A 17,346-nucleotide genomic window follows, 5' to 3' on the forward strand; every position below is an offset into this window, starting at 1 on the left:
CCATGGCTAAGACCATCGTTGTGAAGCAGATCGGCTCGCCGATCCGTCGTCCCGCCGTGCAGCGCCAGACGCTGATCGGCCTGGGTCTGAACAAGATGAACAAGACCCGCGAGCTTGAGGACACCCCCGCCGTGCGCGGCATGGTTCGCAAGATCCCGCACCTGGTAGAGATCATCGAAGAGCGCGGCTGAGCCGTTCCTTCGCCAATCTCGGAAGCGCCCCGGACCTCATGCCGGGGCGTTTTCTTTTGCGCCGCTCCCCGGGCAGGGGACTGGCCAGCGAATCTCTTCGAAGGGATTTGCTCGTTAACCTGATCTCAACGAATTTCCGGTGACACTCCGCAACCAAAAGGATGCGGTGCCGGCGCGACCTTGGCTAATCCCTTGCGCCGTTCCGTCTCGGACGCTATACGCCCCCGGTGGCCGGCTCCCCGAGTCTGGCTCCGAATCCTTAACCGTCTAATGCCGTGGTTGCTCCATCCGTCGCTGGGGGGCACATCCGGCAAGGAGAAGCGACATGAAACTGCACGAACTGCGCGACAACGAGGGCGCAACCCGCTCCAAGAAACGCATCGGCCGCGGCCCGGGCTCCGGCAAGGGCAAGACCGGTGGCCGTGGTATCAAGGGTCAGAAATCCCGTTCGGGTGTGGCCATCAACGGCTACGAAGGTGGCCAGATGCCGCTGTACCAGCGTCTTCCGAAGCGCGGCTTCAACAAGCCGAACCGGAAGTCCTACGCTGTCGTGAACCTGGGCCTGATCCAGAAATTCGTCGAAGCAGGCAAGCTCGACGCCGCGTCGATCAACGAGGACAGCCTCGTTGCGTCCGGCCTGGTGCGCCGCAAGCTCGACGGTATTCGCGTTCTCGCGAAAGGTGACGTCACCGCCGCTCTCACCATCGAGGTGACCGGCGCTTCGAAAGCCGCTGTCGAGGCGGTCGAGAAGGCAGGTGGCGCGCTGAAGACCGCAGTCGCGGCTGAATAAGCGGGTTGTGAGCGGCTCTTGAGCCGCTTACATAAGGCCCCATGTTTTCCACGAACGCCGCCGGAGCCGGAAAGCGCCCCGGCGGCGTTTCGTCTGAGAGAGGACCCTCATGGCATCCGCTGTGGAACAAATGGCCGCCAATACCAGCTGGGCGGCGCTCGGCAAGGCGACGGACCTTCGCAACCGCATCTTCTTCACGCTGGGGCTGCTGGTCGTCTACCGACTCGGCACGTACATCCCGGTTCCGGGCATCGACGGCACCGCGCTGCGCCAGTTCATGGAACAGGCCGGCCAAGGCATCGGCGGCATGGTGTCGATGTTCACCGGTGGTGCGCTGGGACGCATGGGCATCTTTGCCCTCGGCATCATGCCCTACATCTCCGCCTCGATCATCGTTCAGCTCCTGACGGCCATGGTGCCGGCGCTTGAGCAGCTGAAGAAAGAGGGCGACCAGGGCCGCAAGAAGATCAACCAGTACACCCGCTACGGCACGGTGGCTCTCGCGCTGTTCCAAGCCTACGGGCTTGCGGTCAGCCTCGAGGCCGGCGATCTTGCCCATGATCCGGGCTGGTACTTCCGCGCTGCGGTGGTGATCACCCTTGTCGGCGGCACGATGTTCCTGATGTGGCTGGGGGAGCAGATCACCGCCCGCGGCATCGGCAACGGCATCTCTCTCATCATCTTCGTCGGCATCATCGCCGAGATCCCCGCCGCCCTGGCACAGTTCTTCGCCTCGGGCCGCTCGGGCGCGATCTCGCCGGCGCTGATCATCGGCGTGATTGTCATGGTGGTCGTGGTGATCATGTTCGTGGTGTTCATGGAACGGGCGCTGCGCAAGATCACCATCCAATACCCGCGCCGCCAAGTCGGCATGAGAATGACCGAGGCCCAGCAGTCGCACCTGCCGATCAAGGTGAACCCGGCGGGCGTGATCCCGGCGATTTTCGCCAGCTCGCTGCTGCTGCTGCCGACCACGATCGCGACCTTCAGCCAGGCTGGCTCGACCGGTCCGATCATGTCGACGATCCTCGCTTACTTCGGTCCGGGTCAGCCGCTCTACCTGCTGTTCTTCGCGGCAATGATCATCTTCTTCGCCTATTTCTACACGCACAACGTGTCGTTCAAGACGGAGGAAGTCGCCGACAACCTGAAGAACCAGAATGGTTTCATTCCCGGCATCCGCCCGGGTAAGCGAACCGCGGAGCACCTCGAATACGTGGTCAACCGCGTGCTCGTGCTCGGCGCGGCCTATCTGACCCTGGTCTGCCTGCTGCCCGAGATCCTGCGCTCGCAGTTCGCGATCCCGTTCTACTTCGGCGGCACTTCGGTCTTGATCGTGGTCTCGGTGACCATGGACACGATCCAGCAGGTCCAGAGCCACCTGCTCGCACATCAATACGAAGGCCTGATCCAGAAGTCGCAGCTGCGCGGCAAGGGCAAGGCACGCAAACGGAAGGGACCCGCACGGCGATGAATATCATTCTTCTTGGACCGCCCGGCGCAGGCAAGGGCACTCAGGCCCGGATCCTCGTGGAAGAGCGCGGCATGATCCAGCTTTCGACCGGTGACATGCTGCGCGAAGCCAAGGACAGCGGCACCGAGATGGGCAAGAAGGTCGCCGAGGTGATGGCCCGGGGCGAACTCGTCACGGACGAGATCGTCATCGGCCTGATCCGCGAGAAGCTCGAAGAGAACCCCTCGGCGGGCTACATCTTCGATGGCTTCCCGCGCACGCTGAAGCAGGCGGATGCTTTGGCCGAGCTGCTCGAAGAGCAGGGCCAGAGACTCGACAAGGTCGTCGAGCTGCGGGTGAACGACGATGCGCTGGTGCAGCGCATCACCGCTCGCTCGACCTGCGGTTCTTGCGGAGAGGTCTACAACGATCTCACCAAGCCGATCCCGTCCGATGGCAAGTGCACCGTCTGCGGCGGCACCGAGTTCAAGCGCCGCGCCGACGACAATGCGCAGGCGCTGCAGAAGCGGCTGATGGAGTACTACAAGCAGACGTCGCCGCTGATCGGCTATTACTATGCCAAGGGCCAGCACACCCGCGTCGACGGGCTCGGCGAGATCGCCGAGGTGAAGACCGCCATCGCGGAAAAGCTCAAGGCCTGACGCCAAGGCCCTGACGCAACAGCTCCCCCGGGCCGCGCCTTTCTTCTCGGCGAAAATACCCGGGGGAGTCCGCTCCAGCGGACGGGGGCGGCGCCCCCACTTTCTTTCAGAAAATCACCCCCAGAAGGTCAGCTCGCCACCGCGATTGCGCGCACCCGGTCGAAGACCAGCGCGAGATTGCGCGCCTCTCCGGCGAAGCGCCGCGACAGGAAGGCGTGGTCCTCGGCGGACAGCGCGCCATAGCACATGCTCCAGCTCGCGAAGCTGCGTGCCGGCACCAGGCGGTTTATCCTCTCGGTCACGCAAAAGTGCCTCTCGTCCTTGCGGATGTGCTCGAAGAGCCCGCGCACGGTATCCTTTGCGCCTTCCAGCACTTGGCAGAAACCCGATTCCTCGCGCAGCAGGCAGCCGGTCACCCCGAGCTTTTGGTTGTTGGTGAGCGCGGATGCGAGGATCTCGAGATCCGAGCCGCCTCCGCGCGGCGCGACGGAGCGGCTCGTATAGAGAAGTTGGTAGATCATGCTGTTGCGCTTCCCCGGTCAGAGAGGCGCGGGCCGCGTGGAGGGCATGGGGCGCCGCAAAGCAGATCTGCGGTAGTCTGCGGCCGGTTCGTAGACGGGGGGAGGGTTGTCGTGGCCTTCATGAAACGGTAAACAGATCAGGTTGAGGATTGGTTCCGGAATGGGTCTTGACGCCCTTTCCGAATCCTCATACCCACTCCCATCTCTTACAGAGACTCGGTTTGCGAGGCGGGCGGCGCCCGTCTTGCAGATTACCTCATCAGCGGAAGGCCCGGTGACGTGCATGCGTTCCGGGCTCATGTTGTGAAAAAAGGTTCTGGAGCTACGGAACCGCAACGAAAGGAATAGACACTTGGCACGTATTGCCGGCGTTAACATCCCGACTCACAAACGGGTGCCGATCGCCCTGACCTATATCACCGGTATCGGCGACACCTCCGCCCAGGCCATCTGCGAAGCCGTGAACATCGACGTGACCCGTCGCGTGAACGAGCTGTCGGACGCCGAAGTTCTGGCGATCCGCGAGCACATCGACGCGAACTACACCGTCGAAGGCGACCTGCGCCGTGAGACGCAGATGAACATCAAGCGCCTGATGGACCTCGGCTGCTACCGTGGCCTGCGTCACCGTCGCAACCTCCCCGTCCGCGGTCAGCGGACCCACACCAACGCGCGTACCCGCAAGGGCCCCGCGAAGCCGATTGCCGGCAAGAAGAAGTAAGGGAGGCTGACCAATGGCACGTGATACCCGTCGCGGAGGCAAGAAGAAGGTCTCCAAGAACATCGCCGCTGGCGTGGCGCATGTTAACTCGTCGTTCAACAACACCAAGATCCTGATCTCGGATGTGCAAGGCAACGCGATCTCCTGGTCGTCCGCCGGCACCATGGGCTTCAAGGGCTCGCGTAAGTCGACCCCCTACGCTGCCCAGCTCGCCGCCGAAGATGCTGGCCGCAAGGCACAGGAACATGGTGTGAAGACGCTTGAAGTCGAAGTTCAGGGCCCGGGTTCGGGTCGTGAATCGGCTCTGCGCGCACTGGCTGCCGTGGGCTTCAACATCACGTCGATCCGCGACGTGACGCCGATTGCTCACAACGGCTGCCGTCCGCCGAAGCGCCGTCGCGTCTGATCGGACTTACTTAAGGGGTGGGGCCTCGCCATGCGCGCGGGGCCCTGCCTTCGTCATTTCAACCTCGGGCGTCCGCGCCTTTGGACATGGGGCACGGACTGGAATGGAGGGACGCATGATCCACAAGAACTGGGCTGAACTTATCAAGCCGACCCAGCTGGAGGTTCGCCCCGGCGCCGATCCTACCCGCGTTGCGACCCTCGTCGCAGAACCGCTCGAGCGTGGCTTCGGCCTGACCCTCGGCAACGCGCTGCGTCGGGTCCTGTTGTCGAGCCTTCAGGGTGCGGCAATCACCTCTGTGCAGATCGACAACGTTCTGCACGAGTTTTCGTCGGTCGCCGGCGTGCGGGAAGATGTCACCGACATCATCCTCAACCTCAAGGGCGTGGCTCTCCGCATGGAAGTCGAAGGCCCGAAGCGCCTCTCCCTGACCGCAAAAGGTCCGGGCGTGGTGACGGCTGCCGACATCACCGAGACCGCTGGTATCGACGTTCTCAACAAGGACCACGTGATCTGCCACCTCGACGAGGGCGCGGACTTCTACGTGGAACTGACCGTCAACACCGGCAAGGGCTACGTTTCGGCTGACAAGAACAAGCCGGAAGATGCACCCATCGGCCTCATCCCGATCGACGCGATCTACTCGCCGGTCAAGAAGGTGGCCTATGACGTGCAGCCGACCCGTGAGGGCCAGGTTCTCGACTACGACAAGCTGACCATGAAGGTCGAGACCGATGGTTCGGTCACGCCCGAGGACGCGATCGCCTTTGCGGCCCGCATCCTGCAGGACCAGCTGTCGATCTTCGTGAACTTCGAAGAGCCCGAATCCGCCGGCCGTCAGGACGACGACGACGGTCTCGAGTTCAACCCGCTCCTCCTCAAGAAGGTGGACGAGCTGGAACTCTCGGTGCGCTCCGCGAACTGTCTCAAGAACGACAACATCGTCTACATCGGCGATCTGATCCAGAAGACCGAAGCCGAGATGCTCCGCACTCCGAACTTCGGCCGGAAGTCGCTCAACGAGATCAAGGAAGTGCTGTCTGGAATGGGTCTGCACCTCGGCATGGATGTCGAGGATTGGCCGCCGGACAACATCGAAGATCTGGCGAAGAAACTGGAAGACCAGTTCTGAGCCGAACGAGGGGCGGGGGAAACCCCGCCTTTCGCACAAGGGCGTTCCGCCCCAAGGTGAGGGTCCCGCACGCATGGGATCCCGGACAAAGCAAAACACGTATCTGGAGATAGAAAATGCGTCACGCAAAAGGTTACCGCCGCCTGAACCGTACCCACGAGCACCGCAAGGCGCTGTGGGCAAACATGGCCGGCTCGCTCATCGAGCATGAGCAGATCAAGACCACCCTGCCCAAGGCAAAAGAACTCCGCCGCGTGGTGGAGAAGCTCGTCACCCTCGGCAAGCGCGGTGACATCCACGCCCGCCGTCAGGCTGCCGCGCAGCTCAAGCAGGACATGCACGTTGCCAAGCTCTTCGACGTGCTCGGCCCGCGCTATGCAGAACGCCAGGGCGGCTACCTTCGCATCCTGAAAGCCGGTTTCCGTTATGGCGACATGGCTCCGATGGCGATCATCGAGTTCGTCGACCGTGACGTCTCGGCCAAGGGCGCAGCCGACAAGGCCCGCCTGGAAGCCGAAGAGGCTCTGGCAGACGCCGAATAAATTTGTCTCTCCTCGCGAGAGAACCTGGGCCCTGCCGATAACGGCGGGGCCCTTTTCCGTTTGGGGGAGCAAGCTGCGAGTTCGGTCTTCGCCGTGTTTCGGCGAGTTGAGGGATTGGCAGCTGTGGTCCGTCTGCTTCGAATGGCAGCGCATTTGCTGCCAAAACTCTTGCGAATGAGAGGATTGCACAGCTAGGTGCTGGCAACCGCACTCCTAGCAGCAAGGAACATCGACATGCGAACCCGTGCAGCCGTGGCTCTCGAGGCCGGAAAACCACTCGAAATCATGGACGTGGAACTCGACGGGCCTAAGGCCGGCGAGGTGCTTGTCGAGATCAAGGCCACCGGGCTTTGCCACACCGACGAGTTCACCCGCTCGGGCGCTGATCCCGAGGGGCTGTTTCCCTCGATCCTCGGCCACGAGGGCGCGGGCGTGGTGCTCGAGGTGGGCGAGGGCGTCACCACGCTCAAGCCCGGCGATCACGTGATTCCGCTCTACACGCCCGAGTGCCGCGAGTGCCCGTCCTGCCTGTCGGGCAAGACCAACCTCTGCACCGCGATCCGAAACACCCAAGGCCAGGGGCTGATGCCCGACGGCACCACGCGCTTCAAGATGCTCGATGGCACGCCGATCTATCACTACATGGGCTGCTCGACCTTCGCCAACCACACGGTGATGCCCGAGATCGCGCTGGCGAAAGTGCGCGACGACGCGCCCTTCGACAAGATCTGCTACATCGGCTGCGGCGTCACCACCGGCATCGGCGCGGTGATCAACACCGCCGGCGTCGAGATCGGTTCGACCGCGGCGGTCTTCGGGCTGGGCGGCATTGGGCTCAACGTGATCCAGGGCCTGCGCATGGCCGGGGCCGACATGATCATCGGCGTCGATCTCAACGACTCCAAGGCCGAGATGGCCAAGAAGTTCGGCATGACCCATTTCGTCAACCCGTCGAAGATCGAGGGCTCGGTCACGCAGGAGATCGTCAACCTCACCAAGCGCGGCGCGGACCAGATCGGCGGCGTGGACTACTCCTTCGACGCCACCGGCAACGTCAAGGTGATGCGCGATGCGCTCGAATGCTCGCACCGCGGCTGGGGCGTGTCGGTGATCATCGGCGTGGCGCCGGCGGGGGCCGAGATTTCGACCCGGCCGTTCCAGCTGGTCACCGGCCGGGTGTGGAAGGGCACCGCCTTCGGCGGCGCCAAGGGCCGCACCGACGTGCCGAAGTTCGTCGACTGGTACATGGACGGCAAGATCGAGATCGACCCGATGATCACCCACAAGCTGACCCTCGACGAGATCAACCACGGCTTTGATCTGATGCACGAGGGCAAGTCGATCCGCGCGGTGGTGGAATACTGAACCATCCGGGCAACCGGCACGAAATTTCTCTCGGCGGGCGCTTGGCTTGCCGGGAGTCCCGCGCCACCCTATAGCTTCGAGGAACCGGAAGGGGACGGCGGACATGGGCCTGCGCGACAAGCTGAGGGAACTCTACGAGGGCGACGGCGATGAGGCGCATCGCTTCCGCTACGCGCTGCTCGGCTTCGACATCTTCACCGTTCTCTTCGTCATCGCCACCTCCTTCACCTCGCATGGCCGCGTGGTTGAGATCATCGACGTCGCCTTCGGCTTGGTGATCCTCGCGGATTTCCTCGCCCGGCTCTGGATCGCGCCCAAGAAGACCGGCTTCCTGCTCAGCCCGACCACCCTGGCCGACCTGGTCTCGATGATTTCCTTTCTTGCGCCTCTCGCGGGCGAGGGGCTGGGCTTCCTGCGGGTGCTGCGAACGCTGCGGCTCTTGCACACCTACCAACTCAGCAAGCGCCTGCGCGAAGACTTCCGGTTCTTCCGCCAGAACGAGGATGTGCTCATCGCGGTGGTGAACCTGATGGTCTTCCTCTTCGTGATGACCGGGCTTGTCTACGCCACGCAGTACCGGACCAACCCGGACATCAACAACTACGCGGACGCGCTCTATTTCACCGTCACCACGCTCACCACCACCGGCTATGGCGACATCACGCTCGACGGGTCCTGGGGGCGGATCATCTCGGTGCTGGTGATGATCTGCGGCGTGACCCTTTTCCTGCGCCTTGCTCAGGTGCTGTTCCGGCCGATCAAGGTGAAGAAGACCTGCGACACCTGCGGGCTTCGCCTGCATGACGCCGACGCCATACATTGCAAACACTGCGGCGAAATCATCCGCATCGAGACCGAGGGACAGAGTTGATGAGCGAGACGCTGGAGCTGCGCGCCTATGCCCCCTCCGACGCCGAGGCGGTCTGGCAGATGCTGGAGCCGGTGTTCCGCGCCGGCGACACCTACGCCATCGACGCCGACATCTCGCGCGAGGCGGCGATCGCCTATTGGACGGGCCCGGAACGCCGCGTCTTCGTCATGAGTGACGGCGCGCGCCTGCTCGGCACATATTACATCGTCCGCAACCAGAAGGGCGGGGGCTCGCACGTCTGCAACTGCGGCTATATCACTGCGGCCGAGGCCCGCGGGCGCGGCGTGGCGCGGCGGATGCTGGCGCATTCGCTCGAGATCGCACCGAGCCTCGGGTTCCGCGCCATGCAATTCAACTTTGTGGTTTCGACCAACACCCGCGCGATCGACACCTGGCTGCGCGCCGGCTTCGAGATCGTCGGTCGCCTTCCCGGCGCCTTCCATCACCCGACACAGGGCGACGTTGACGCGCTGGTCCTTTACAAGACACTTGCGGGCAGCTGAAGCTGAGCCCGCTGAGGAGTATCCCATGCGAGACGACACCCGCCTGCTTGCGGTCCTGATCGACGCGGACAACACGTCCCCCAAATATGCCAAGGCAATCTTCGACGAACTGGCCAGCCTCGGCGAGGCCAGCGTGCGCCGCTGCTACGGCGATTTTTCCAGTCAGCAAATGGCGGGCTGGTCGAAGATCGCCGCCGAGTTCGGCCTGGTGCCGCATCACCAGCCGGCCAATACCGTGGGCAAGAACGCCAGCGACATCGCTCTGGTGATCGATGCCATGGACCTGATGCACTCGGGCCGCTTCGACGGCTTCGTGCTGGTCAGCTCGGACAGCGATTTCACCCGCCTCGCCAGCCGCATCCGCGAGCAGGGGCTCGACGTCTTCGGCATGGGCATGCAGAAAACGCCAGACGCCTTCCGCAAGGCCTGCAAGCGGTTCATCTTTCTCGAGAACCTCGACAGCGCTCCGGAAAAGGCGGCGGGCATCAAGCCGCAGAAGAGCGGGAGCCTCGAGGATGCGCGCAATCTCTTCTTCACCGCCATGGATGCGATCGAGCAGGAAGACGACTGGTACACGCTCGGCCAGCTTGGCCAGTTCATCACCGCGGCCAACCCCGATTTCGACACCCGCAGCTACGGCAAGCGCAAGCTCTCGGATCTGGTGGACGAGCTCAAGGTCTTCGAGACCAAGCGCGGGCCGGGCAACCAGATGCTTGTGCGGCGGCTCGACTGACCGGCGCTCAGGCGCCGTAGCGCGCGAGGAAGGTCGCCACTGCGCCGTCGACGGTGCGGGTGATCTCGGCCTCGCAGGGCGCCTTGGCCACGCCGAAGACGCAGCGGGTCCAGAGGCTGGCCTTGCAGAGCTCGGTGAACTGGTCGGCGGCGAGTTCGAGGTCGTCGATGGCGACCTCGCCGCGGTCGCGCGCGGTGGCAAGGTAGCTGACCAGCTTGCCGCGCATGGTCATCGGCCCGCTCTGGTAGAACTGCCGCCCGAGGTCGGGAAAGCGGTCCGCCTCGGCGATGCAGATTCGAAAGATGCGCTGGCCCATCTCCGAGAGCACGAACTTCAGGAAGCTGCGCGCCACCAGCGGCAGCACCTCGGCGGGCGGGCGGCTGGGGTCGATCTTCAGCATCGCCTCGTCGGCCTGCAGCGCGCATTGCCGGCTGGCCATCTCCATGAAGAGCAGCCGCTTGTCGGGGAAATAGCTGTAAAGCGTTGCCTTGGAGACCCCCGCCGCGCGGGCGATGTCATCCACATTGGCCCCTTCGAACCCGTCGCGCAGGAAGATGCTGCGCGCGCCTTCCAGCACCTGCTCGAACTTGCGCCCGCGGCGCACACCAGCGGTCTCGGTCTCCATCAGGCAGCTCCTTTGTCCGGCTGAGTTTAAACCGGGCAGTTCAGTTCAGGCAAGCAACATGCCGCGGGCCAAGAAGATTCTGCCGCTTGCGCATGGCGTAAACCGCTTTAGATTGGAATCATTCTAAAGTGATTACAGGCCGGAGCTTCCCATGCGATTCTTCACCCAGCGCCGTCATTTCCGCGATCTGAGCGAACAGGAGGTGCTTGCCTTGGCGATTTCCTCGGAGGAGGACGACGCGCGGATCTACCGCTCCTATGGCGAGCGGCTGCGCGCCGAATACCCCGACTCCGCGGCGATCTTCGACGGCATGGCCGAAGAGGAGGACGGCCACCGCCGCGCGCTGATCAACCTGCACCGGATGCGCTTTGGCGAGGTGATCCCGCTGATCCGGCGCGAGCACGTGGCCGGCTTCTACGCGCGCCGACCGGTCTGGCTGGTGCAGAACCTGCCACTCGAGCGCATCCGCGATGAGGCCGAGGCGATGGAGCGCGAGGCCGAGCGCTTCTACCACGAGGCCGCCAAGCGCAGCAGCGACGCCGCCACGCGCAAGCTGCTGGGCGATCTCGCTGCCGCCGAGGCCGGTCACGAGGAGCGCGCCGGAGAATTGATCGAGAAACATCTCGACGGCGCGGCGCGCGACACCGAGGACCGCATGGCGCACCGGCAGTTCGTGCTCACCTGGGTGCAGCCGGGGCTCGCGGGGCTGATGGATGGCTCGGTCTCCACCCTCGCGCCGATCTTCGCCACCGCCTTCGCCACGCAGGACACCTGGACCACATTCCTCGTCGGCCTCGCCGCCTCGGTTGGCGCCGGCATCTCCATGGGCTTCACCGAGGCCGCCTCGGACGACGGCGAGCTTTCGGGCCGCGGTTCGCCGCTGAAGCGCGGTGTGGCCTCGGGGGTGATGACCGCGGTGGGGGGCCTCGGCCACGCGCTTCCCTATCTCATCCCGCATTTCTGGACTGCGACGATCATCGCCTGGATCGTCGTGTTCTTTGAGCTTTGGGCCATCGCCTGGATCCAGAAGCGCTACATGGAAACACCCTTCCTGCGCGCCGCGCTGCAGGTGGTCCTCGGCGGTGCGCTGGTGTTGGCTGCGGGTGTGCTGATCGGCAGCGGCTGAGCCCAGCGTCTGCCCGGCTCGGGTGGCGCCTTCTTCTGCCCGGTTTGCCGTCGCGGCGGGGGGCGCTCGTGTGCCCGTCTGGTGATCCCCTCTGGCACCCCGCGCCCGCGCATGGCAAACCCTTGCAAAAGCGCGAGGCCAAGGAGACGCCACCATGACCCAGTTCGGCAAAGGCTGCCACCTGCATTTGATCGACGGTTCGGCCTTCATCTTCCGGGCCTACCACGCGCTGCCGCCGCTCACGCGCAAATCCGACGGGCTGCCCATCGGCGCTGTCTCGGGCTTTTGCAACATGCTGCAGAAATACGTCGAGGACAGCTCCGGCCCCGATGCGCCGACCCATGTGGCGGTGATCTTCGACAAGGGCAGCCATACCTTCCGCAACGACCTCTACGATCAGTACAAGGCTAATCGCGAGGCGATGCCCGAGGACCTGCGCCCGCAGATCCCGCTCACCCGCGAGGCCACGATCGCCTTCAACATCGCCTGCAAGGAACTCGAGGGCTACGAGGCCGATGACATCATCGCCACGCTGTCGTGCCAGGCGCGCGAGGCGGGCGGGCGCGTGACGATCATCTCCTCGGACAAGGACCTCATGCAGCTGGTCGGCGACGGCGTCGAAATGCTGGATGCGATGAAGAACCGCCGCATCGACCGCGACGGTGTGATCGAGAAGTTCGGCGTTGGGCCGGAGCGGGTGGTCGACGTGCAGGCGCTGGCCGGGGACTCTATCGACAACGTGCCGGGCGCGCCAGGCATCGGCATCAAGACCGCCGCGCTGCTGATCAACGAGTATGGGTCGCTCGAGGAGCTTCTGGACCGCGCCGAGGAGATCAAGCAGCCCAAGCGCCGCCAGACGCTGGTCGAGAACCGCGCGCAGATCGAGCTGTCGAAGAAGCTGGTGCAGCTCGACTGCGACACGCCGCTCGATTTCACGCTGGACGATCTCGAGGTACAGGATCCCGATCCCGAGAAGCTGCTCGCCTTCCTCGCCGCAATGGAATTCTCGACCCTCACAAAGCGCATCGCAAACACCCTCGGAGCCGAAGCGCCGGTGATCACCGAGGCCAAGGCTCCTCCGGCCAATGCGCCCGCAGCCGCGGATGCGCCCGAGATGCCGCCCATCGACCCCGCCAACTATACTTGGGTCAAAAGCGCCGCCGACCTCACGCCCTGGATCGCGCAGGCGCGCCAGCGCGGCTGGGTGGCGGTGGACACCGAGACCACGGGCCTCAACGAAATGACCTGCGAGCTGGTCGGCATCTCGCTGGCCATCGAGCCGGGACAGGCCTGCTATATCCCGCTGGCGCACCGCGCGGCGGGCGGCGAGGCGGATCTCTTCGGTTCGGACGATCTCGCCGAGGGGCAGATGCCGATGAACGAGGCGCTCGACCTGCTCAAGCCGCTGCTGGAAGACCCGGCGGTGATGAAGATCGGCCAGAACATGAAATATGATGCCAAGGTGCTGTCGCGCTACGGCATCGGCGTCGCGCCGATCGACGACACCATGCTGATCTCTTATGCGCTGAACGCCGGGCTGCACAATCACGGCATGGATGCACTGTCCGAGCGCTACCTCGGCCACGTGCCGATCCCGATCAAGGACCTGCTCGGCTCGGGCAAGAAGATGATCACCTTCGACCGGGTGCCGATCGAGGACGCGGTGAAATACGCCGCCGAAGACGCCGACATCACCCTGCGCCTGTGGAAGCTGCTGAAGCCGAGGCTGCACCAGTCCCGTGTCACCCGCGTCTACGAGGGCACCGAGCGCCCGCTGGTGCCGGTGCTGGCCGAGATGGAGCTTGCCGGCGTGCAGGTGGATCGGAACACGCTGTCGCGCATGTCCACCGCCTTTGCCCAGAAGATGGCAGGGCTGGAGGCCGAGCTGCACGAGCTGGCGGGGCATTCGTTCAACGTCAACTCCCCGGCGCAGGTGGGCGAGATCCTCTTTGCCGAGATGGGGCTCGAGGGCGGCAAGAAGACCAAGACCGGCGCCTGGTCGACACCCGCCGAGGTGCTGGAGGATCTGGCGACCGAGCATGACTTCGCCGCCCTCGTGCTGGACTACCGCCAGCTGCAGAAGCTGAAGTCGACCTATACGGATGCGCTGCAGGAGCACATCAACCCCGAGACCGGCCGGGTGCACACCTCCTATTCCATCGCCGGGGCCAACACCGGCCGTCTCGCCTCGACCGAGCCGAACCTGCAGAACATCCCGGTCCGCTCGGAAGAGGGGCGGCGCATCCGCGAGGCGTTTGTGGCGCCCGAGGGCAAGGTCATCGTCTCGCTCGACTACAGCCAGATCGAGCTGCGCATCCTCGCGCATATGGCCGATATCGACGCGCTGAAGCAGGCGTTCCGCGACGGGCAGGACATCCACGCGATGACCGCGTCCGAGATGTTCGGCGTGCCGATGGAGGAGATGACCTCTGAGGTGCGCCGCCGCGCCAAGGCAATCAACTTCGGCGTCATCTACGGCATCTCTGGCTTTGGTCTTGCCCGCAACCTGCGGATCCCGCGTGGCGAGGCGCAGGCCTTCATCGACCGCTATTTCGAGCGCTTCCCGGGCATCAAGACCTACATGGACGACACCATCGCCTTCGCCAAGGAACATGACCGGGTCGAGACGCTCTTCGGCCGGGTGATCCACACGCCCGAGATCAACGCCAAGGGCCCGCACGCCGGGTTTGCCCGCCGTGCGGCGATCAACGCCCCGATCCAGGGCACGGCGGCGGATATCATCCGGCGGGCGATGATCCGCATGCCCGCAGCGATCGAGGGCCAGCCCGCCAAGATGCTGCTGCAGGTCCACGACGAACTGATCTTCGAGGTTGCCGAGGAGGGGGTCGACAAGCTGATCGCCACCGCGCGCGAGGTCATGGAAGGTGCCGCCGAGCCGGTGGTGAAGCTCGACGTGCCCTTGGTGGTGGACGCCGGGCAGGGCAAGAACTGGGCCGAGGCGCACTGAGCCCCGGTCATCGCGGCAAAGAAAAACGGCGTCCCCGCGGGGACGCCGTTTCTGGTTTCAGCGGCAGCTTCCGGGCAGGGGGCTCAGAGCAGCCCGGCCTGTTTGAACAGCTCGGGCAGGCTGGCCTCGGGGCGCGGTCCCATGTGGGTGATCACCTCGGTCGCGGCCACGGTGCCCATGCGACCCGCGGTCAGCATGTCGGTGCCCGTCGCGAGGCCGTAGAGGAAGCCCGCGGCGAACTGATCACCCGCGCCGGTTGCGTCGACAGGAACGATCTTTGTCACGGGCACATCGGTGCGGACGCCGTCCTTGACGATGGTCACCCCATCCCCCGAGCGGGTGCAGATCACCAGCGGGCAGATCGCCGCGACTCGCTCCAGGTCTGCCTCCAGCGAGTTGTCCTGATAGAGCGAGCGGATCTCGGCCTCGTTGCCGATCACGTAGTCCATCTCGTGCTCGATGAGCTGCAGGAAGTCCTCGCGGTGGCGTTCGACGCAGAACGGATCCGAGATGGCGATGCCGGCCTTGCCCCCCGCCGCGCGGCAGGCGCGGGCGAGCCGGATAAAGGCCTCCTTGCCCTTGTCCTTGTCGAAGAGATAGCCCTCGAGGAAGACGATCTCGGCCTCGGCGGCGACCGCCTCATCCACATCTTCCGGCCCCAGCTCGGCCGAGATGCCGAGGTAGGTGTTCATCGAGCGCTCGCCGTCCGGGGACACGAAGATCATCGAGCGCGAGGTCGGCAGCTCGCCGCCGGGCACCGGCGGGTTGACGAAGGCGGTGCCGTCCTTCTCCATCGCCTCGGCGTAGAAGCGCCCCAGCGCGTCGTCATGCACGCGGCCGATGAAGGCGGTGCGCAGCCCGAGATTGCCGAGGCCTGCGAGCGTGTTCGCGACCGAGCCGCCGGGGGCCTGCACGCGCCCGTCCATTGCGCCGTAAAGCAGTTCGGCGCGCTCGCGCTCGATCAGCTGCATGATGCCCTTGGTGATGCCCATGTGCTCGAGAAACGAGTCATCGGCCCGCGTCAGAACATCGACGATGGCGTTGCCGATTCCGACAACCTGGTACTTCTTCATAGGGTCTTTTCCTCGAACTGGCAGAGGTCGCGGATCAGGCAGGCCCCGCATTTGGGCTTGCGAGCGACGCAGGTGTAGCGCCCGTGCAGAATCATCCAGTGATGCGCATGCTGCTGGAAATCCACGGGGATATTGTCTTCGATGGCGCGCTCGACAGCGACCACGTCCTTGCCCGGACAGACGCCCGAGCGATTGCCGAAGCGGAAGATATGCGTGTCCACCGCCTGCGCCGGGTAGTGCCACCACATGTTGAGCACGACGTTGGCGGTCTTGCGCCCGACGCCCGGCAGGCTCTCCAGCGCGGCGCGCGAGCAGGGCACCTCGCCGCCGTAGTCCTCGACGAGGATCTTCGACAGCTTCATGACGTTCTTGGCCTTGTTGCGGTAAAGCCCGATGGTCTTGATGTGCTGGGTCAGGGCCTCTTCGCCCAAGGCGAGCATCTTCTCGGGCGTGTCGGCGATCTTGAACAGCGCGTGCGTGGCACGGTTCACGCCAGCGTCGGTCGCCTGCGCAGAGAGCGCCACGGCCACAACCAGCGTGTAGGCGTTGACGTGATCGAGCTCCCCCTTCGGCTCCGGTTCGGAGGCGTGAAAGCGGGTGAAGATCTCGCGGATCGTGTGATAATCGAGCTGCTTGGCCATGTTTGAGCTATGCAACGCCGGGCTCCGTGCCGCAAGTCCGGCGTCTTCCCTTTGACAAATACGCCTGCGGTGCCCGCGCCGCTTGCGCAACATTCGGGTCGCGCGATACGCCCGTTTCCCGCTATTCCAGAGGTGAGAGCATAGGAGGCCGCGATGGGCGAGCTTGCACAGCAGGGCTACCACTTCCACGTCATGCGCCGGGCGATCGAACTGATCGACGCGGGCGGCCCGCAAATGACGCTCGAGCGGCTGGCCGACGAGATGGACATGAGCCCGGCGCATTTCCAGCGCCTCTTTTCGCGGTGGGCGGGGGTCTCGCCGAAGCGGTTCCAACAGTATCTCGCGCTCGGCCATGCAAAGGCGTTGCTGTCGGAACGCTTTTCGACGCTGGAGACCGCGCATGCGGCGGGGCTCTCGGGCGGCGGGCGGCTGCATGACCTCTTCCTGCGCTGGGAGGCGATGAGCCCCGGCGAGTTCGCCCGGGGAGGGCAAGGGCTGACGATCTTCTGGGGCTGGTTCGAGAGCCCGTTCGGCCCGGCGCTCGCCATGGGCACAGAGAAGGGCATCTGCGGCATGGCGTTTGCCGCCGATGCAGGAGAGGAAGAGACCTTCCGCGACCTGCTCGCCCGCTGGCCCAAAGCCGAGTTCATCGAGGACCCGATGTTCTTGCGACCCTGGGTGCTAGCCGCCTTCGGGGTGCAGCAGCAGGGCGAGGTCCCGATCTATCTCATCGGCGCGCCCTTCCAGATCAAGGTCTGGGAGGCGCTGATGCGCATCCCCTCGGGCCATGTCACCAGCTATTCGGAGATCGCCGAGGCCATCGGTAGTCCGCGCGCGGTGCGTGCCGTGGGCACGGCAGTGGGGCGCAACCCGGTCTCGTGGCTGATCCCCTGCCACCGGGCGCTGCGCAAGTCGGGCGGGCTGGGGGGCTATCACTGGGGCCTGCCGGTCAAGCGGGCGATTCTCGCCTGGGAGTCGGCGCGGCTCGAGGCGGAAGAGCGCGCGCTCTGAGCAGGGGATGTT

The 17,346-nt window shown here is 64.8% G+C and carries 19 protein-coding genes; 15 read left to right on the top strand and 4 right to left on the bottom strand.

What is annotated here, in order from left to right; genetic code table 11:
* The first annotated feature begins 2 nt into the window (after window positions 1–2).
* The 4 genes from rpmD to CEW88_RS02370 all read left to right on the top strand — a co-directional run bounded on the left by rpmD (window position 3) and on the right by CEW88_RS02370 (window position 3,096).
* Window positions 3–191: a 50S ribosomal protein L30 gene (rpmD, locus tag CEW88_RS02355; RefSeq protein ID WP_066104107.1), complete on the top strand. Its 189-nt coding sequence runs from the start codon at window positions 3–5 to the stop codon at window positions 189–191.
* Between the two features lie 325 nt (window positions 192–516).
* Window positions 517–981, top strand: coding sequence for a 50S ribosomal protein L15 (gene rplO / locus CEW88_RS02360; protein ID WP_108964504.1), 465 nt, complete (start codon window positions 517–519; stop codon window positions 979–981).
* 109 nt (window positions 982–1,090) lie between these two features.
* Window positions 1,091–2,455 carry a preprotein translocase subunit SecY gene (gene secY / locus CEW88_RS02365; RefSeq protein WP_108964505.1) on the top strand — a complete coding sequence of 455 codons (1,365 nt, stop codon included), beginning with the start codon at window positions 1,091–1,093 and terminating at the stop codon, window positions 2,453–2,455.
* The gene (locus CEW88_RS02370; RefSeq protein WP_108964506.1) at window positions 2,452–3,096 is read left to right on the top strand and encodes an adenylate kinase; all 645 of its coding nucleotides are present in this window, start codon (window positions 2,452–2,454) and stop codon (window positions 3,094–3,096) included. The genes secY and CEW88_RS02370 overlap by 4 nt, the downstream gene beginning before the upstream one ends.
* Window positions 3,097–3,224: 128 nt before the next feature.
* Here the strand turns inward: CEW88_RS02370 and CEW88_RS02375 are convergent, their stop codons facing one another.
* On the bottom strand, window positions 3,225–3,617 hold the full coding sequence (locus CEW88_RS02375; RefSeq protein ID WP_108964507.1) for a BLUF domain-containing protein: 393 nt from the start codon (window positions 3,615–3,617) through the stop codon (window positions 3,225–3,227).
* 352 nt (window positions 3,618–3,969) lie between these two features.
* Here CEW88_RS02375 and rpsM point away from each other — a divergent pair, with 352 nt between their 5' ends.
* From rpsM to CEW88_RS02415, 8 genes are all read left to right on the top strand, one after another.
* A complete protein-coding gene (gene rpsM / locus CEW88_RS02380) occupies window positions 3,970–4,338 on the top strand; it encodes a 30S ribosomal protein S13 (RefSeq protein ID WP_108964508.1) in 369 nt (122 codons plus the stop codon).
* A 13-nt stretch (window positions 4,339–4,351) separates the two neighbouring features.
* On the top strand, window positions 4,352–4,744 hold the full coding sequence (gene rpsK / locus CEW88_RS02385; RefSeq protein WP_072780049.1) for a 30S ribosomal protein S11: 393 nt from the start codon (window positions 4,352–4,354) through the stop codon (window positions 4,742–4,744).
* 115 nt (window positions 4,745–4,859) lie between these two features.
* Window positions 4,860–5,876 (top strand): DNA-directed RNA polymerase subunit alpha, encoded by a 1,017-nt coding sequence (locus CEW88_RS02390; RefSeq protein ID WP_095881762.1) that lies wholly within the window; start codon window positions 4,860–4,862, stop codon window positions 5,874–5,876.
* A gap of 116 nt (window positions 5,877–5,992) precedes the next feature.
* Window positions 5,993–6,418, top strand: a complete 426-nt coding sequence (gene rplQ, locus CEW88_RS02395; protein WP_108964509.1) for a 50S ribosomal protein L17 — start codon at window positions 5,993–5,995, stop codon at window positions 6,416–6,418.
* Between the two features lie 234 nt (window positions 6,419–6,652).
* The gene (locus CEW88_RS02400; RefSeq protein ID WP_108964510.1) at window positions 6,653–7,783 is read left to right on the top strand and encodes an S-(hydroxymethyl)glutathione dehydrogenase/class III alcohol dehydrogenase; all 1,131 of its coding nucleotides are present in this window, start codon (window positions 6,653–6,655) and stop codon (window positions 7,781–7,783) included.
* 103 nt (window positions 7,784–7,886) lie between these two features.
* Window positions 7,887–8,654 (top strand): potassium channel family protein, encoded by a 768-nt coding sequence (locus CEW88_RS02405; protein ID WP_108964511.1) that lies wholly within the window; start codon window positions 7,887–7,889, stop codon window positions 8,652–8,654.
* On the top strand, window positions 8,654–9,157 hold the full coding sequence (locus CEW88_RS02410; protein WP_108964512.1) for a GNAT family N-acetyltransferase: 504 nt from the start codon (window positions 8,654–8,656) through the stop codon (window positions 9,155–9,157). The genes CEW88_RS02405 and CEW88_RS02410 overlap by 1 nt, the downstream gene beginning before the upstream one ends.
* 25 nt (window positions 9,158–9,182) lie before the next feature.
* Window positions 9,183–9,890 (top strand): NYN domain-containing protein, encoded by a 708-nt coding sequence (locus tag CEW88_RS02415; RefSeq protein ID WP_108964513.1) that lies wholly within the window; start codon window positions 9,183–9,185, stop codon window positions 9,888–9,890.
* A gap of 7 nt (window positions 9,891–9,897) precedes the next feature.
* Here CEW88_RS02415 and CEW88_RS02420 read toward each other — a convergent pair whose 3' ends face one another.
* Window positions 9,898–10,515, bottom strand: coding sequence for a TetR/AcrR family transcriptional regulator (locus CEW88_RS02420; RefSeq protein ID WP_108964514.1), 618 nt, complete (start codon window positions 10,513–10,515; stop codon window positions 9,898–9,900).
* Window positions 10,516–10,666: 151 nt separating this feature from the next.
* Between CEW88_RS02420 and mbfA the strand changes: the two genes are divergently transcribed.
* A complete protein-coding gene (gene mbfA, locus CEW88_RS02425; RefSeq protein WP_108964515.1) occupies window positions 10,667–11,641 on the top strand; it encodes an iron exporter MbfA in 975 nt (324 codons plus the stop codon).
* Window positions 11,642–11,795: 154 nt separating this feature from the next.
* Entirely contained in the window at window positions 11,796–14,609 is a 2,814-nt protein-coding gene (polA, locus tag CEW88_RS02430; RefSeq protein WP_108964516.1) for a DNA polymerase I, read from the top strand.
* A gap of 83 nt (window positions 14,610–14,692) precedes the next feature.
* Here the strand turns inward: polA and CEW88_RS02435 are convergent, their stop codons facing one another.
* Together CEW88_RS02435 and nth are read right to left on the bottom strand one after the other, a co-directional pair.
* A complete protein-coding gene (locus CEW88_RS02435; protein ID WP_108964517.1) occupies window positions 14,693–15,682 on the bottom strand; it encodes an adenosine kinase in 990 nt (329 codons plus the stop codon).
* Window positions 15,679–16,323, bottom strand: coding sequence for an endonuclease III (gene nth, locus CEW88_RS02440; protein WP_108964518.1), 645 nt, complete (start codon window positions 16,321–16,323; stop codon window positions 15,679–15,681). Before nth ends, CEW88_RS02435 begins: the two co-directional genes overlap by 4 nt.
* A 153-nt stretch (window positions 16,324–16,476) precedes the next feature.
* Between nth and CEW88_RS02445 the strand changes: the two genes are divergently transcribed.
* Complete coding sequence (locus CEW88_RS02445) at window positions 16,477–17,334, top strand: methylated-DNA--[protein]-cysteine S-methyltransferase (protein ID WP_108964519.1); 858 nt, start codon at window positions 16,477–16,479, stop codon at window positions 17,332–17,334.
* The last annotated feature ends 12 nt before the right edge of the window (window positions 17,335–17,346 follow it).

This window comes from Alloyangia pacifica, assembly GCF_003111685.1.
In the GTDB taxonomy this organism is placed as follows: domain Bacteria; phylum Pseudomonadota; class Alphaproteobacteria; order Rhodobacterales; family Rhodobacteraceae; genus Salipiger; species Salipiger pacificus_A.

Coding starts and splice junctions, on each gene's coding strand:
- mbfA (WP_108964515.1), top strand. CDS start 10,667: ATGCGATTCTTCACCCAGCGCCGTCATTTCCGCGATCTGAGCGAACAG.
- CEW88_RS02405 (WP_108964511.1), top strand. CDS start 7,887: ATGGGCCTGCGCGACAAGCTGAGGGAACTCTACGAGGGCGACGGCGAT.
- rpmD (WP_066104107.1), top strand. CDS start 3: ATGGCTAAGACCATCGTTGTGAAGCAGATCGGCTCGCCGATCCGTCGT.
- nth (WP_108964518.1), bottom strand. CDS start 16,323: ATGGCCAAGCAGCTCGATTATCACACGATCCGCGAGATCTTCACCCGC.
- CEW88_RS02445 (WP_108964519.1), top strand. CDS start 16,477: ATGGGCGAGCTTGCACAGCAGGGCTACCACTTCCACGTCATGCGCCGG.
- CEW88_RS02415 (WP_108964513.1), top strand. CDS start 9,183: ATGCGAGACGACACCCGCCTGCTTGCGGTCCTGATCGACGCGGACAAC.
- rpsK (WP_072780049.1), top strand. CDS start 4,352: ATGGCACGTGATACCCGTCGCGGAGGCAAGAAGAAGGTCTCCAAGAAC.
- rplQ (WP_108964509.1), top strand. CDS start 5,993: ATGCGTCACGCAAAAGGTTACCGCCGCCTGAACCGTACCCACGAGCAC.
- CEW88_RS02420 (WP_108964514.1), bottom strand. CDS start 10,515: ATGGAGACCGAGACCGCTGGTGTGCGCCGCGGGCGCAAGTTCGAGCAG.
- CEW88_RS02375 (WP_108964507.1), bottom strand. CDS start 3,617: ATGATCTACCAACTTCTCTATACGAGCCGCTCCGTCGCGCCGCGCGGA.
- CEW88_RS02435 (WP_108964517.1), bottom strand. CDS start 15,682: ATGAAGAAGTACCAGGTTGTCGGAATCGGCAACGCCATCGTCGATGTT.
- CEW88_RS02390 (WP_095881762.1), top strand. CDS start 4,860: ATGATCCACAAGAACTGGGCTGAACTTATCAAGCCGACCCAGCTGGAG.
- secY (WP_108964505.1), top strand. CDS start 1,091: ATGGCATCCGCTGTGGAACAAATGGCCGCCAATACCAGCTGGGCGGCG.
- CEW88_RS02370 (WP_108964506.1), top strand. CDS start 2,452: ATGAATATCATTCTTCTTGGACCGCCCGGCGCAGGCAAGGGCACTCAG.
- polA (WP_108964516.1), top strand. CDS start 11,796: ATGACCCAGTTCGGCAAAGGCTGCCACCTGCATTTGATCGACGGTTCG.
- CEW88_RS02400 (WP_108964510.1), top strand. CDS start 6,653: ATGCGAACCCGTGCAGCCGTGGCTCTCGAGGCCGGAAAACCACTCGAA.
- CEW88_RS02410 (WP_108964512.1), top strand. CDS start 8,654: ATGAGCGAGACGCTGGAGCTGCGCGCCTATGCCCCCTCCGACGCCGAG.
- rplO (WP_108964504.1), top strand. CDS start 517: ATGAAACTGCACGAACTGCGCGACAACGAGGGCGCAACCCGCTCCAAG.